Raw genomic sequence first — 15,072 nt, 5'->3', positions numbered from 1 at the left:
CAAATCCATCCCTTTCGTTCGATCGCAAAAATCCATGAAAACAGCCCCGCTTGTGGGCGATACCACGCCCCACCAAAATATCCAGCGTCCCGGCCTGTGGCTGCGCATGGCACTGGTGTTGACCCTGGCGCTGGCCTTGGCCAGCACCATCGCCGCCGGTACCACCGAGGCGCCTTATGAAGACCGGCTGGTAGAGGTGGCACTGCGCCAAGCCCATGCGTCCGATTGGAAGAGCGTGGCCGCGCAGCCGACGGCAGTGAAGGCGCTGTTGCTGGACTATGACCATGAACTGGCCTTCAAGGCACAGCTGGCCCTCCATAAATATGGCGACGCCGCCCAAGAGGTGCTGCTGCGGTTTGGCGATGATCCAACGTTTCAGGCCGTCCTGCGGCAGTACGGTGAGAACACCCTTCCGGTGATTGCTTATTTCGTCAAAAATGATCTTGCATCGATGCGCTTGCTCTATTTGGCACAACAAAAAAGCGAGGTTGCTATCGCTGCGGCCAAGGACTTTTGGGCCCAGTGGTGGCCATCAGTGCCGGTAGAGTCGTCCAGCGCAGCCGAGTACAAAAAGGCACCGCTGCCAGCCACTTATGGCCCCGACCTGCGTGGGCAGCGTGCCATTGCTTTCATCGCGCACGACGGCTACCAATTTTTGGGGCAGTTTGTGCTGGACCCCCAAGGGCAGGCGGTGTGGGTGCAGACCGAGCGCGGCTTGGGTGCGGCGAAGTCGTTGTTCTTCTCGGGCGCCATTGGCCTAGAGAAAAAATACAAAAGCGGACAACCGCTCGAGGCCGTGGATGTCTTGAGTGCCGGGATGGATGTGTTCATCGTCGTCGGCGCCTTCAAGGCCATCAAATTCTTGCGTGCTGCCCGCGAGGTGCGCGCAGTTGGTGTGGTGCAGCGCACCCAGCTGCTGGGAGCGCCGCTACTGCGGCGCAGCGCGCTGGGCCGCTATGTGGTCCAGTACGGTGCCATCGCAGGCACGGTCTATCTGGTCGTACGCCATCCCAGCTTGCTGAGCAGCCTGTGGGTGACCTGGGGGCGTTGGCTGGGTCTTTCGCCCTTTCTGGCCAAAACCATCGGCTGGGGTGTGTTGTTGGCACCCTTGCTTTTACCACTGCTGTCACTCTTGGGTTTGGCATTGAGTGCGGCCGGTACCCTGCTTATAACCACCAGCAAAGGCCTGCGCTGGACGCAAAGACGTCTGGGCTTCAGCCCCGGCGCAGCGTGAAAACCGCAAACCGCTGCTCCAACGCCAGCACCTGAGCAGCGCTCAATTCCCACGCCGCCGCGCCCGGCGCACGGCATTCCTGCAGCGCCCAATGCGCCACGCCCAGCGCGGCCAGTGCATCGGCCAGCGCCAGCAATTCCACCGCACTGAACAGCCCGGCGTGCCAAGTGGTGCGGCATTCATAAGCCACGCCGCTGGCCAGTAGGCGGCGCAGCGATGCCCAGGCTTTGTCGCCACTGCCCGGCGCGCCGGTGATAGCGTCGTAGCGCTGCAGCGGGCCTTTGATGTCCAGTCCGACCCAGTCCAGCAGCGGCAGCAGTGCGCTCAGGCGCTCGGGGTACATGCCGCCGGTGTGCAGGGCGGTTTGAAAGCCCATAGCACGCACCTCCCGCACAGCAGCGGGCAGGGCGGTTTGCAGCGTCGGCTCGCCGCCAGAAAAAACCACCCCGTCCAGCAGGCCCCGGCGCTTGTCCAGAAAGGCCAGCACCTGCGACCAGTCTAGTGCGGCGGGCGTGGTGGCATCGAGCAGTCCGGGGTTGTGGCAGTAGCCGCAACGCCACGGGCAGCCTTGGGCATACACCACCGCCGCCAGACGACCGGGAAAGTCGATGCTGGTCAGCGACGTCAGGCCGCCGACGCGCAGCGTGGCGGCCTGGGCGGCAGCCACCGACTTAGCGGCCACAGGGCGTTTCAGCAAAAAACTGGCGCTCGTGGTGTTCCCCTTGCTTGCCGATGTTGAAGCTGGCGACCGGGCGGTGGTAGCCCATCACGCGCGTCCAGACTTCGCAGGGCTGGCGCTCGGCGTCGGTCAGTTGTACGTCGGCAAGGGCGGGGTGTTCGGTGCTGGAAAAGTGGCTCATGGATGGATCTCCGGGGGTGACAAAAAGACGCGTGCCCAGAGGCTACACGTCGGGGGTGGGCAGGTGCCCGTCGGCACCGCCTGAAACTATGAAATCAATAGCTGCTAGCGCTTATGGGATAAGCGCTTGAGGGCTTTTTGGCTTGATATGTGGGCAGCGGCGCCGATCACGCCGCCAACGCCGCACGCTTGGCCGCCAGCCGCTCGCCATCGCAGGTCGGGCAGAACGGGTGCTCTCCGGTCAGATAGCCGTGCGTTGGGCAGATCGAAAACGTCGGCGTGATGGTGATGTACGGCAGGCGAAAGCGCGTCAGCGCGCGCCGAACCAAGTCGCGGCAGGCCGTGCCGCTGGACAGGCGCTCGCCCATATACAGGTGCAACACGGTGCCGCCGGTGTATTTAGACTGCAGCACCTCTTGGCGCTCCAGCGCCTCAAACGGGTCGTCGGTAAAGCCCACCGGCAATTGCGACGAGTTGGTGTAGTAGGGCTTATCGGCAGTACCGGCTTGCAAGATCGCTGGCCAGCGCTTTTTGTCTTCTTTGGCAAAGCGGTAGGTGGTGCCTTCGGCGGGTGTGGCTTCTAAGTTGTAGAGGTGGCCGGTGGCTTCTTGAAAGTCGGTCATGCGCGCGCGCACATGGTCCAGCAGTCGCACCGCCAACTGGTGGCCGGCACCACTGGTGATGTCGTACGCGCCACCGCTGAAGTTGCGCACCATCTCGTTGATGCCGTTCACGCCCAGCGTCGAAAAGTGGTTGCGCAGCGTGCCCAGATAGCGCTTGGTGTAGGGGAACAAGCCCTCATCCATCAGTTGCTGGATCAGCTGGCGCTTGGTTTCTAGGCTTTGCTTGCCCAGCTCCATCAGGCGATCCAGTGCCGCCATCAGCCCCGCTTCATCGCCTTGGTGCAAATAGCCCAAGCGCGCACAGTTGATGGTCACCACGCCCAAACTGCCGGTCTGCTCGGCACTGCCAAACAGGCCATTGCCGCGTTTCAGCAACTCGCGCAAATCGAGCTGCAAGCGGCAACACATCGAGCGCACCATGTTCGGCTCCAGCTCGGAATTGATGAAGTTCTGGAAATACGGCAGGCCGTACTTGGCCGTCATATCAAACAGCCGCGCCGCGTTGTCGCTCTCCCACGGAAAATCTTTGGTGATGTTGTAGGTCGGAATTGGAAAGGTAAACACCCGGCCTTTGGCGTCGCCAGCGGTCATCACGTCGATGTAGGCGCGGTTGATGACGTCCATCTCGGCCTGCAAATCGCCGTAGCAAAACGGCATCTCCTTGCCGGCAATCACCGGCACCTGCGCGCGCAAATCGTCCGGGCAGACCCAGTCAAAAGTCAAATTGGTGAATGGCGTTTGTGTGCCCCAGCGCGAGGGCACGTTGAGGTTGTAAACCAGCTCCTGGATGCACTGGCGCACGGCGGCGTAGTCCATCGCATCGACGCGGACATACGGTGCCATGTAGGTGTCGAACGACGAGAATGCCTGCGCGCCGGCCCATTCGTTTTGCAGCGTGCCCAAAAAATTGACGATTTGCCCGACCGCCGACGACATGTGCTTGGGTGGCCCGGCCTCGACCTTGCCGGGCACGCCGTTCAGACCTTCGTTGAGCAGCGTGCGCAGCGACCAGCCAGCGCAGTAGCCACTGAGCATGTCCAAGTCGTGGATGTGCAGGTCGCCGCTGCGGTGCGCCGCGCCAATCTCCGGCGTGTAAACGTGCGACAGCCAGTAGTTGGCAATGACTTTGCCCGACACGTTCAGGATCAGCCCGCCGAGCGAATACCCTTGATTGGCGTTGGCGTTGACGCGCCAATCGGCGCGCGTCAGGTATTCGTTGATGGAGGATTCGACATTCACCAGCGTGGGGTGCAATGTGGCGGCAGGGGCTGGCTGAAGAGAGAGATTTTGCATGAATATTTGAGTGGACAGTAAGGTATTAACGCTACCTATGGTGTCTACGATACATGCAAAGCACTACCTGTGGTTTTGACGTGGCGCAGTGATTAGCGCCCCCTTCACGCTTCAAACTGTGGCATAGCGCTGCTCCAGCGCATCCATTTCGGGCTTGCGCACCAGCCGTTGGCGCTCGGCAAACGGCACCACCAGCGCCGGGTCTTCGTCCAAGCGACGGGTGTCGCGCAGCACACCCAGCGCTTGTTGCATTCCGGCGACAGCGCCTTGCAACGCGGCGTTGGCGTACAGCACCAGCCCATAGCCCATCTCGCCCAGCTCCTCGGTGCCAAAAATCGGCGTCTTGCCGCCAATCACCATGTTCATCAGCTGGGGCTTGGACAGGCGCTGGGGCAGGCTGCGGATGTGTTCGGCGGTGGTGACGGCTTCGACAAACAAGATGTCCGCACCGGCTTCGCTATAGCGGTGGGCGCGCTCCAGTGCAGCTTCAAAACCATGCACCGCGCAAGCGTCGGTGCGTGCCATGATCAGCAGGTTTTGGTCGTGGCGCGCGTCCACGGCGGCCTTGATTTTGGCCACGGCTTCTGCGGTAGAAATCACCTCTTTGCCCGAAAAATGCCCGCAGCGCTTGGGCGCGACTTGGTCTTCCAGCTGAATGCAATCGGCGCCGGCGCGCTCTAACACGCGCACCGTGTGGCGCACGTTCAAGGCGTTGCCAAAGCCGGTATCGGCATCAACGATCAGCGGCAAATGGACGGCATCGCGGATGCGTGCGGTGTGCTCGGCAATCTCTGAAAGGCCCATAAAACCTTGATCCGGCAGGCCAAACCACATATTGGTCACGCCCGCGCCGGTGACGTAAATTGCCTCAAAACCCAGGTCTTCAATCACCCGCGCCGACAGGGCGTTGAACGCGCCCGGCACCAATACGCCACGGCGGGCGTTGGCAAGGGCTTTGAGTTGTTGTTTGGGCTGGGAATACATCGGCAATCCTTGTGAAAATAAAAAATAATTTGATAGCTGCTAGCGCACGTATTTATTGTGTTTGCGTATCAAAACAGTCTTAAACCCTTTGAAATCGTGCGCTAGCAGCTATTAAATTTGATGAGCGCACTGCGCTTGTCAGTAGCAATGCAAGCCGCGTGCCAACGGCTTTGGCTGGCGGGCTGCGGGTGCAGACGCTGGCAAAGCCGCCGTTTTATTTCAGTATTGAAATAATGCGCTGCATGAATGAAACATTTGCATTGCCCCACATCGTCACCGTCGGTCGCCACCGCATTGCGCGGGTGTTGGAGCGCGCGGCGGAGGGCTTTGAAAGCCAAGCCCGCATTACCCACCTCAGTGCCTCGTTTGACGCCGCCGTCGATGCGGTACTGGCTCTGCACGCGCGCACGCCGATTGACGCGTTGGTGGTGGCGGGAGCCAGCGGTGCGTGGATTCGGGGGCGCGTCGATATTCCCGTTGCCATGATTGAAGTGCGCGGCTTTGATTTGCTGGGCGCGCTGGCGCGGGCGCGGGCCTTGTCGCCGCCAAACACCCAGGTGGCGCTGGTGACGTTTGGCGCTGTATCCGAGCAAGTTGCGCAGTTTGATGTGCAATTTGGCGCTGGCATCGTCCAGTTCAGCTACCACGGCTCCGACGACGCCGCCGCTTGCGTACACGCGCTGCAAGCTGCGGGTATCGGTGCAGTGGTGGCGCCGGGGCTGGTGGCGGATTTGGCCGAAGAGGTCGGCATCGCCAGCGTGCTGCTGTATTCCGACGTCGCCGTAAAACAAGCCTTGAACGAAGCCCTGCTGGTGGCCCGCCAGCGCTTGGCCGAACGCACGCGCCACCAGCGGCTGGAAACCATCCTCAGCCAACTGCAAGACGGTGTGGTGGCGGTCGATTGCCAGCAGCGTATTCAAGCGCTCAACCCAGCGATGGCCGCGCTGCTGGGCGCACCAGCCGCGCAATGGCATGGCCGCGCGCTGGGTGTCGTCGCACCGCAGTTGGACATGGCGCGCACCTTGCAATACCAAGAAAGCAGCGAAGACGTGGTGCAACTGGCTACCCGCACCCAAGTCGTGCGCCGCGCGCCGATGGTGGAAAACGGCCAGCTCACCGGCGCGCTGCTGGTCTGCCGCGACCCGCACACCATCCACAGCGCCGACCGCCACCTGCGCGCCAACCAGCGCCAGCGCCAGGGTGGTGTTGGCGGCGTGCGCTGGCGCATCGACGATTTTTTGGGCGATAGCCCGGCCGTGCAGCGCCTGCGCACGTTGGCGCTGCAATGCGCTGTCAGCGATGCCACCGTGCTGATCTTGGGTGAAAGCGGCACCGGCAAAGAGCTGGTGGCCCAAGGCATCCACCGCGCCAGTCGCCGCGCGCTGCAACCGTTTCTGGCCGTCAACTGCGCCGCTTTAGGCGAGAGTCTGTTGGAGAGCGAGTTGTTCGGCTACGAAGAAGGCGCTTTCACCGGCGCGCGGCGTGGCGGCAAAACCGGGCTGGTCGAAGCCGCCCACACCGGCACGCTGTTTCTGGATGAAATCGGTGACATGCCGCTGGCGCTGCAATCGCGCCTGCTGCGCGTGCTGCAAGAGCGCGAAGTGCTGCGTATCGGCTCGACTACGCCCGTACCGGTCGATGTGCGCGTGATTGCCGCCACCCACGCCGACTTGGCTGCGCAAGTGGATCAAGGCCTGTTCCGCCGCGATCTGTATTACCGCTTGGCGGTGCTGCGCCTGAGCACTCCGGCGCTGCGCGAGCGCAGTTGCAGTGACGTGGCGCAACTGGCGCAGGCGTTGTTGCAGCGGCGGTTGAAGGCGTTGGCTATCGAGGCGCCGGCTGTCCTACAAACCTTGTTAACCACCGTGCTGCAACGGGCCCACGGCCACTGCTGGCGCGGCAATGTGCGTGAGTTGGAAAACTGGGTCGAACGCCTGCTGGCTTGCCATGCCTCTCTCTGCGACGCGCAAGGCACCGTCGATGCGGCGCGGCTGCAAGAAATCTTCCCCGAATGCGCCGATCCGCTGGCGCCAAGGCACCTAAAAGACACGCGTCGCCAAGCCGAACAGCAGCGGCTGCGTGAGGTGCTGGAGTCAGTCGGCGGCGATCAGCGGCAGGCTTGCGAGATTCTGGGCATCAGCCGTGCGACGCTGTGGCGCCGGATGAAAGCAAACCGCATGGCTGTGGATGGCGCTGCGGCTTGACGCCCTAGCGCCCCAACACACTTACGCCACCGGCGCCGGTACCGGCAGGCCGTCGAAATGCGCGGCCAAGTTGTCGAAGGTCAGGTCAAACATGGCCTGCACGGTGGCACCGGTGGTGCTGGCCATGTGCGGTGTGAGCACCACGTTGTCGAGCGCCAAGAGCTCTGGCGCAAGCTGTGGCTCATGGCAGAACACGTCCAGCCCGGCTGCCAAAATCTGGCGCTCGCGCAGCGCGGTGATTAGCGCCTCCTCGTCGACGATGGAGCCGCGGGCAATGTTGACCAAGACGCCGGTCGGCCCCAGCGCGGCCAGCACGTCGGCGTTGACCAAGGCGCGCGTGTCAGCGCCGCCGCTGGCGCAGACCACCAGAAAATCCACGCTGGTCGCCAACGCCTGCGCATCGCTGCACCAGCGGTAAGGCGCGTCGGCCTTGGGCGTGCGCCCGGTGTAGGCAATCTCCATCCCAAACGCCAGCGCCCGCTGCGCCACCGCCCGGCCAATGCGGCCCAAACCGACGATGCCCAGACGGGCGCCCGACACGCGCCGCGTCATCGGGTGGCGCCCGGTGGTCCAATCGCCGCGCCGCACGAACTGGTCGGCGTTGACCACTTGGCGCGCTGCCGCCAGCAACAGCGCCATCGCAAAATCGGCAATGTCGTCGGTGGACAGACCGGGGGTGTGGGCCACGCAGATGCCGCGCTCACGCGCCGCCGCTAGGTCGATGCCGTCGTAGCCGACGCCCAGCACGGAAATCACTTCCAGCGCAGGCAGGCTGGCCATCAGCGCGCGGCTGACGACCGACTCGCCCGTCGCCACCATGCCGCGCAGCTGCGGCGCCAGCGCCTGCAAGCCCGCGGCGTCCAGTGGTGCCAACTCATGGCAATCAAAACGCTCGCGCAAGCGCCCGGCTAAGGGTTCGGGCAGGCGCGACATCAGCAGGACGGCAGGTTTGCTCATGCGTTTATTCCAGCACGCTCGGGTCGCGGCGAATTTCTTCGCGGGCCATCGCTTCCCACAGGAAGGGAAAGCCATTGGCGTCGGTGCGACCGCCGGTTGCCGCCGCGACGGCCGCTGGCAGTGGCGTGCCACCGCCCAGCATCTCCACGCGCCACGCCATGCGGCTGCGCCACTCCAGCGTGATGGCGCGCAGGTGCGCTTGGCGCAGGTTGTTGGCCACCAGCAGCACGCCGTGGTTGGCCAGTAGCGCCCATTTGTGCGTGCCCAGCGCACCGGCGGCAGCGCGGCCGGCTTCGCCGTCTTCCACCGTGCCACGGTACTCGTCGTAAATCACCGGATCGGTATCGACCAAGGCCGAGGTCTGGTCGTAAATCGGCGGCACGCGCCCGACCGCCGACCACACCGAACCCCACTCGGGGTGGTTGTGGATCACCACGCTGACATCGTGGCGGGCGGTGTGCACATCGATGTGCAGGTTGATGGCCGGCGTGATGTTCCATGCGCCTTCGATGACTTTGCCGGCTTGGTCCAGACGCAAGATGTCTGACGCAGTCAACTCGCTCCAAGTCAGCTCCCACGGGTTGGCCAAGTAGCTACCGTCTTCTTGCTTGACGGTGATATGGCCGGCAATGTGGTCGTTATAGCCCTCGCGCGACAGCATGCGGCACGTCAGCGCCACTTCCTGCTGCGCGGTCAGCGGGGGCAGCAGCGCATGGCGTCCCGGATGGGGCGCATAACGGGCCAGCAACTCGGTATTGATGGAATTTTTCATCGTCGTTGTCTCTTATTTAAATCAAAAAACCGGGCAGATTGCCGCTGCTTAGGCGTGCCACGGCCCGCGTGCAAACACCGAGGCGCGTTGCATGCGGCGCTGGTGCGGCTGGTAGTCCAGGATGGCGTTGTGCAGCACGCTGCGGTTGTCCCACAGCACCATGTCGCCCAGTGTCCAGCGATGGCGAAAGCCAAACTGAATTTGCTGGCAGTGCGTGTGCAGGTAGGCCAAGATGGCGTCGCTTTCTGCGTTGGCCACGCCGTCGATGTGCGTGGTGTAGGTCGGGCTGATAAACAGCGCTTTGCGCCCCGTCACCGGGTGGGTGATGACCACCGGGTGGCTGTGGCGGCGGTTCATCTGGACGATTTCGAGGTAGCGCTCGTGCGTTACGACGTTTTGGCGCAGGGAGGCGGTGATCGGGCGGTTCAAGTCGTGCCACGCTTGCAGGCCGTCCAGGTAGGCTTTCATGCGCTCAGACAGCGCGTCATAGGCCGATGTCATGCTGATCCAGCAGGTGTCGCCACCGCAGGGCGGCAAAATTTTGGCCTGCGTCATGGTGACGATCGGTGGGCTGGCCAGAAAGCTCTCGTCGTGGTGCCACATATCGGCGCGGTCACCCAGCTTGGAGTCGATGATGGTGATTTGCTCCAAGCCCGCTCCCAAGTTGGGAAAGAAGGTGTGCACTTCTGGCTCGCCAAAATGCTCGGCAATCGCCAGATGCTGCGCTGGCGTCATGTCTGGAACGTGCAGCACCAGGGCTTCGTGCTTGACCAGCGCCGCTTCGATGCTGGCCAGTGTCTCTGGCGAAAGCCCTTGGCTAAGATCAAGATCAATGGCTTCGGCGCCAATGGCAGGACCGAGGGGGCGGATAGTGAGCGGCGATGGCATAAGTGTCTCCTGATGAATTTGTAAATGAAGTTTATGAAGCCCACTTACTTTGCGATAGTCGCTTTTGCGCGCAACGCATTTTCAGTGCAAGCCATTGATTTCATTGATAAATTTAGAATAATTGGCGACCCAGACAATCGACACTCGCATTTCTATGCCCAAGAAGCGCACTCCACCCTCTTTTGATGCTTCGCCCTTGCCGGTGCAGCTGCCCACGCCCCGCAAGCGCCCCAACCAATCGCGCTCGCGCGCGCTGGTCGATGCCGTGGCGCAGGCCTGCCTGCACATCTTGGACGGGGAGGGCGACGAGGCGTTGACCGTGGCCCGTATCGCCGAAGTCTCGGGCGCCGCCGTGGGCTCTATCTACCAATACTTTCCCAACAAAGACGCCATCGTGGCCATGCTGTACGAGCGCGTGCTGGACGAGGAGTCCGAGCAGCTGCTCTTGATGCGCCAAAAACTGGCCGGCGTGCCGTTGGCCAGCGCGCTGCGTCAAATTTTGGCCAACATCATTCGGGTGGAGTTGCGCCTTTTTCAATTGAACCAAGCCTTTCATTTGCGCTATCACAGCGCTTTGCACTTGGGTCGGTGGCGCGGCCCCTACCGCACGGCGGGTGAATTTATTGAAGCGACTTGGCTGCCGCTGCTGCGGATGTATGCGCAGGAAATCAACACCCCGCACCCCGCCTTGGCGGCTTATTTACTCGGCCAGGGCTTGCGCAGCATGATCCGCTCGGTCATGGAAGATATGCCCGCGCAACTGGAATCGCCGGCGCTGCTGGACAGCTTGGTGGCAATGGCCATCGGCTGCTTGCGCCCGCAGGATTTAAGCCTCGGGCAGGCACCTGCTTGAAATTTGCTAATGAGTTTGGGGAATTATGTCAAATTTCATAGCAGCTAGCGTAGGTATATAAAAGGCTAGCGTTGATTTTGACTGCTATTTCCTTAGTATCTGCTGCCGCTAAACTGCACATCCCATGACCGCACTACCTTCGCCCTTGCGCCCAAGCGCCTTTTTACGTCCGCTGCTGTACTTGGGTTTAGCCGCCTTGGCCGCTTGCAGTAGCACCCCACCCGCCCCGTCTGCCACGGCTCCCGCAGCCACCGCCACCCCTGCGACACCGATCAAAATTGGCATTGCTCTGGGCGGTGGCGCCGCCAAAGGCTTTGCGCACATCGGTGTCATCAAGATGCTGGAGGCCAACGGCTTTACGCCCGCCGTGGTGGCCGGCACCAGCGCCGGCAGCGTCGTCGGCGCGCTGTATGCCAGCGGCATGGATGCGTTTGAGTTGCAAGAAAAAGCCGTGGCCCTGGACGAAAGCAAAATTCGCGACTTGCAGCTGTCCTCGGGCGGGCTGGTCTTGGGCCAAAAGCTGGAGGACTACGTCAACGAGCAAGTCCAGCGTAAGCCGCTGGAGCAGCTGGCCAAGCCGTTTGTGGCGGTGGCGACGCGGCTCGAAGACGGCGAGCGCACCGTATTTGCCCGCGGCAACACCGGCCAAGCGGTGCGCGCGTCCAGCAGCATTCCGGGCGTGTTCCAGTCCGTGAGCATTGGCAAATACCATTTTGTCGATGGCGGCATCACCAGCCCGGTGCCGGTGGATGCCGCGCGCCAGCTGGGCGCGGATATGGTGATTGCCGTGGACATCTCCAACAAAGCACGTGGCAAAACGCCGGATGGCCTGCTGGGCACGCTGGGCCAGTCGATTGCCATCATGGGCCAAAAGCTGGGCCAAGCCGAGCTGGCGCGCGCCGACATCATCATCCGCCCCAAGGTGCTGGACATGGGTTCGACCGACTTCAGCCAGCGCGCCCAGGCCATCATCGAAGGCGAAAAAGCCGCGATGGCTGCCATGCCGCAAATCCGCGCCCGCGTGGCGCAACTGCAGGCCGAACGCGCACAAGCCGCCCATCTGGCGCAGAAGCAGGCGGAGAAAAAAGCCGCTGAGGCTGAGTACCAGAACTGCCTGGAAAAGCGCTCGCGCCTGCGCAAACTGGCAGGCATGGCCGGGATGGATGGGGATTGCGTTGCGCCTTGATATTGAAGCGCCTCAAGTTAAAGCCGCCCAGAGTTTACGCAGTGCTGTGGGCGAAGTGGCTTTTCCGTTCTTTAGGTAAAAAGTCAAAGGTGCCTTAATGAAAAGGCGCTGAACCGCCGTACCCAGCGCTTTTTAGCGCTGATACAAATCAAAAATAATAGCTATAACCGTTAGCATCCATTGGGTTTTAGAGAGTTTTCATCCTGAAACGCAACAAACGCGTGCGGTATAAGCTCACTTTTTAGCTTGGCGCTAAGCCCTCATGCCTTGCGCTGCGCCGCCCAAGCCGCATGGTGGGCTGCTCCACGCCGTAATACACCGCTGCGGCCAGCGCTACGCTGCCCAGCACGGACAGCAGCAAATACACCGCCATCGGCGCGTTAGCCAGTGCCGGCAAGTAGCCATCGCGCACGGCAACGAACAGTGGGTAAAAAACCAACGGGTGAAACAGATAGAGCGAATAGCTGATGGCGCCCAGCCAGAGCCACAAGCGGCTTGGCTGGCGCCAGTACAGCGCAAGCCAGATAAACAATCCCACGCCCAGCGCCTGTGCAATCGTCATCTTCCACAAGGGCGCTGCCGGCGCGCTCGGTACCCAGTGCAGCAGCAACGGCACGCACAGCGGCCCTAAGCCAATGCCCAGCGGAAACAACCAAAACAGCAGCCGCACCCCGCGTGAAAACGCTGGGGCCGTGCCGCTGGTGCGCTGGTCGTGCCAACAGCGAAACAGCGCGCCCCAAAACATGGTGGCGATGAACAGGCTGTACAGCGGCAAAAACACCCACGCCTCGGGCCAGACGGTGTCGGGCGCAGCCAGTGCCTTGGCGGCCACCGCGCCCAGCACCACGACCGCGCAGGCGACGATGGCCCCGGCGAGTGCGCTCGGTCGGCGCAAGAGGCCGGCGTAAAACAGAGCGGCGCACAGCAGATAAAACACCAGTTCCAGCCGCAGACTCCAGTACAGCCCCAGCGCATCGGGCACGCCCCACCAGCCTTGCAACATCGTCACATTAGCGGCCAGCGCCGCCCAAGACAGCGGCGCTTGCAGCCACCAAGCCATCACCGCCGCGCCAGCCAGCGACACCCAGTACGCCGGAAACAGCCGCCAAAACCGCCGCACCGCAAACACCCGCAGCGCCTGAGCTGCTGTGCCCGGTGCGGTCGTCGGGCGCAGGCTGGACGGAATCACAAAACCGCTGATGGCAAAAAACAGCACCACCCCGATGCGCCCGGTGTCGACGGACGCCGCGACCTCATACAGCCAAGCCCCCGCCGGACGCACGGGCAACTGCATAAAAGTTTCGGTGACGTGCAGCCAGACCACCAGCAGCGCCGCCAGCCCGCGCAGCGCGTCAATCGGATCAAAGCGGGATTTGGTAACAGCTTGCATAAATAAATCATTAAAATGATAGCTTCTAGCGCACGTATTTAAAGGGCTAGAGGCTTATTTGACTTAAAATTTGAAACAATAAAATTGTTAACCGTACTGTAAACTGCGGCTTCATCGAGGAGCCAAAAATGGGAATGCCGCTAAAAAATCCGCCTGTCTATTTCACTGTTGCACAGGTACGTTTCAACACACTGCTAAAGCTTGCTGACTACCTGCCGTCTATTCAAGAAGGGCTTCGCAAAGCTGGCTTTCCGGCCTTCTCTACCCACAAGGGCATCGCGGTGCAGCTTGTCGTTCAAGATGGCTTGACCATTCCGCAGCCGATATCGTACGAACAGTTTTTGTTCGGAAACGTCGAGCAAACCCATAGTTTTGTGCTGAGCACGGATACGCTGACGTTTCAGTCAACCAACTACGGAACCTACGAGACGTTCTCCTCAACCTTCCTGGAAGGCCTGAAACTGGTTCACGACGTTGTCACTTTGGATTTCACTGAACGTGTCGGTTTGCGTTACCTTGACCACCTTTCTCCAAAGGCAAGCGACAGTTTGGATCGGTATCTGGCCTCACAGGTGCGCGGCCTGAGCGCTTGCATCGGCGGCGAGTCGGTTCACTCTTACGCCGAAGCTTTTAACCTGATGAACGAAGTGAGACTGCGAACGCGCGTCGTCATTCAGGATGACTACTTGGCTTTCCCGCCAGACCTTTTGCCTCAAGGAATGGTCTTGCAGCAGCGCTTTGTCCAAGCCAAAGGCTTGCACGCCATTCTCGATATGGACGGCTCCATCGAAGGGCGTCAACTGTTCTCCCTCAGCACCTTGAACCAACAGTTGCAGTCCATCCACCATGTGATTAGTACCGCCTTTCACACCACCGTGACGGATCACGCGCGGGCTGCTTGGGATGAAAGAGAGGGTGAGTCATGATTTCCACCATCTTTCCTATTCCTGTGCCTTTGTCCGCTGACTTTGCAGCGGCCCATTACCGTCCGCAGTCAGCACTTATCAGCCGTGTGCAAGCCATTCAGCGCCCGTTGCCTTATCTGGAGGCGGGCACGGGAGGTTTGACCATTGAGCCGTTCATTCGGCAAAACATGGGTTATCAGCCTTATGTCGTTTTGGTGCCAACCCAGCCTGTCGAGGCGATGCCCTACACCAAGCTGATGGCGCAGGTGAAGGCGGGGTTTGGTCGAACGATGTCGCGTCTGCCAGAAGTGTTTGGGGTATCGCGCCAGACGCTCTACAACTGGCTGGACGGCGAAACACCAAAGCCTGCGCATCACGAGCGGCTGACAGAGCTGGCCGAGGCCGCACAAGTTTTTGCTGAATTAGGGATAAAGCCCACAACTGCCATGCTTGACCGGACGGTAGTGCAGGGCAAGTCGTTCTTGCAGTTACTTGCCAATGGCGCAGACGGTAAGGAGACAGCCAAGCAGCTGATTCGTATCGTCCAGCGGGCAAGCGATTCGCGCGCCAAGTTGGACAACCTCCTTGCCGGGCGCAAGGAAAAAACCACTGCTGCCGACTTTGGTGCTGCGGCGCTTGATGAAACGGTTTGATGCGCTATGCCAGAGCAAAATCTAAAGCAGTGGACACGTGAAACCAACTGGAAGCAGGGTCATGTCTTACCAGCATCGGCTATGGCGCACTTCGGTCTCAGCCACCCCACAGACACAGATGCCGCCTGCGCGGTGGTCATCACGCACGACTGTGATCTTGCAAATGACAATCTTGATGCCGAGCCAGATGTCAGATCATTGTGGGCCGCACCGTTGAGGCGTTGAGTGGCAATTTTTGCTGGGGCAAAGCGCCGCGAACGCTTCACTATTC

The 15,072-nt window shown here is 61.4% G+C and carries 14 protein-coding genes; 6 read left to right on the top strand and 8 right to left on the bottom strand.

The features are described 5' to 3' along the window. Window positions 1–34: 34 nt before the first annotated feature. Window positions 35–1,234 carry a hypothetical protein gene (locus Q390_RS0100125; protein ID WP_027994238.1) on the top strand — a complete coding sequence of 400 codons (1,200 nt, stop codon included), beginning with the start codon at window positions 35–37 and terminating at the stop codon, window positions 1,232–1,234. On the opposite strand, the gene Q390_RS0100120 is transcribed toward Q390_RS0100125, so the two are convergent. The 4 genes from Q390_RS0100120 to Q390_RS0100105 all read right to left on the bottom strand — a co-directional run bounded on the left by Q390_RS0100120 (window position 1,215) and on the right by Q390_RS0100105 (window position 4,993). After that, window positions 1,215–1,931, bottom strand: coding sequence for an anaerobic ribonucleoside-triphosphate reductase activating protein (locus Q390_RS0100120; RefSeq protein WP_245606823.1), 717 nt, complete (start codon window positions 1,929–1,931; stop codon window positions 1,215–1,217). The genes Q390_RS0100125 and Q390_RS0100120 overlap by 20 nt on opposite strands. Further along, complete coding sequence (gene nrdD, locus Q390_RS0100115; RefSeq protein WP_027994236.1) at window positions 1,906–2,094, bottom strand: anaerobic ribonucleoside-triphosphate reductase; 189 nt, start codon at window positions 2,092–2,094, stop codon at window positions 1,906–1,908. Before nrdD ends, Q390_RS0100120 begins: the two co-directional genes overlap by 26 nt. Window positions 2,095–2,260: 166 nt before the next feature. Further along, a complete protein-coding gene (locus Q390_RS0100110) occupies window positions 2,261–4,009 on the bottom strand; it encodes a ribonucleoside triphosphate reductase (protein ID WP_051602947.1) in 1,749 nt (582 codons plus the stop codon). Between the two features lie 111 nt (window positions 4,010–4,120). Continuing rightward, window positions 4,121–4,993, bottom strand: a complete 873-nt coding sequence (locus Q390_RS0100105; protein ID WP_027994234.1) for an isocitrate lyase/PEP mutase family protein — start codon at window positions 4,991–4,993, stop codon at window positions 4,121–4,123. A gap of 242 nt (window positions 4,994–5,235) precedes the next feature. On the opposite strand from Q390_RS0100105, the gene prpR reads away from it, so the two are divergent. Beyond that, window positions 5,236–7,197, top strand: a complete 1,962-nt coding sequence (gene prpR, locus Q390_RS0100100) for a propionate catabolism operon regulatory protein PrpR (protein ID WP_027994233.1) — start codon at window positions 5,236–5,238, stop codon at window positions 7,195–7,197. Between the two features lie 21 nt (window positions 7,198–7,218). On the opposite strand, the gene Q390_RS0100095 is transcribed toward prpR, so the two are convergent. The 3 genes from Q390_RS0100095 to Q390_RS0100085 are packed head-to-tail and all read right to left on the bottom strand — an operon-like array spanning window position 7,219 to window position 9,814. Then, on the bottom strand, window positions 7,219–8,154 hold the full coding sequence (locus tag Q390_RS0100095) for a 2-hydroxyacid dehydrogenase (RefSeq protein WP_027994232.1): 936 nt from the start codon (window positions 8,152–8,154) through the stop codon (window positions 7,219–7,221). A gap of 4 nt (window positions 8,155–8,158) precedes the next feature. Continuing rightward, window positions 8,159–8,926 (bottom strand): class II aldolase/adducin family protein, encoded by a 768-nt coding sequence (locus Q390_RS0100090; RefSeq protein WP_037471895.1) that lies wholly within the window; start codon window positions 8,924–8,926, stop codon window positions 8,159–8,161. 48 nt (window positions 8,927–8,974) lie between these two features. Next, window positions 8,975–9,814 carry a TauD/TfdA dioxygenase family protein gene (locus Q390_RS0100085; RefSeq protein WP_027994230.1) on the bottom strand — a complete coding sequence of 280 codons (840 nt, stop codon included), beginning with the start codon at window positions 9,812–9,814 and terminating at the stop codon, window positions 8,975–8,977. Between the two features lie 154 nt (window positions 9,815–9,968). Between Q390_RS0100085 and Q390_RS17050 the strand changes: the two genes are divergently transcribed. Together Q390_RS17050 and Q390_RS0100075 are read left to right on the top strand one after the other, a co-directional pair. Further along, window positions 9,969–10,667, top strand: a complete 699-nt coding sequence (locus Q390_RS17050) for a TetR/AcrR family transcriptional regulator (RefSeq protein WP_051602946.1) — start codon at window positions 9,969–9,971, stop codon at window positions 10,665–10,667. 145 nt (window positions 10,668–10,812) lie between these two features. Continuing rightward, window positions 10,813–11,853 carry a patatin-like phospholipase family protein gene (locus Q390_RS0100075; protein ID WP_027994229.1) on the top strand — a complete coding sequence of 347 codons (1,041 nt, stop codon included), beginning with the start codon at window positions 10,813–10,815 and terminating at the stop codon, window positions 11,851–11,853. A 241-nt stretch (window positions 11,854–12,094) separates the two neighbouring features. Here the strand turns inward: Q390_RS0100075 and Q390_RS0100070 are convergent, their stop codons facing one another. After that, window positions 12,095–13,243, bottom strand: a complete 1,149-nt coding sequence (locus Q390_RS0100070) for an acyltransferase family protein (RefSeq protein WP_027994228.1) — start codon at window positions 13,241–13,243, stop codon at window positions 12,095–12,097. A gap of 128 nt (window positions 13,244–13,371) precedes the next feature. Here Q390_RS0100070 and Q390_RS0100065 point away from each other — a divergent pair, with 128 nt between their 5' ends. Then, window positions 13,372–14,169, top strand: coding sequence for a TIGR04255 family protein (locus Q390_RS0100065; RefSeq protein WP_027994227.1), 798 nt, complete (start codon window positions 13,372–13,374; stop codon window positions 14,167–14,169). Then, window positions 14,166–14,801, top strand: coding sequence for a hypothetical protein (locus Q390_RS0100060; RefSeq protein WP_027994226.1), 636 nt, complete (start codon window positions 14,166–14,168; stop codon window positions 14,799–14,801). Before Q390_RS0100065 ends, Q390_RS0100060 begins: the two co-directional genes overlap by 4 nt. Window positions 14,802–15,072: the final 271 nt, after the last annotated feature.

The organism is Simplicispira psychrophila DSM 11588, from assembly GCF_000688255.1.
GTDB classification, from domain to species: Bacteria; Pseudomonadota; Gammaproteobacteria; order Burkholderiales; family Burkholderiaceae_C; genus Simplicispira; species Simplicispira psychrophila.
This window is presented reverse-complemented; position numbering and strand designations above follow the sequence as displayed.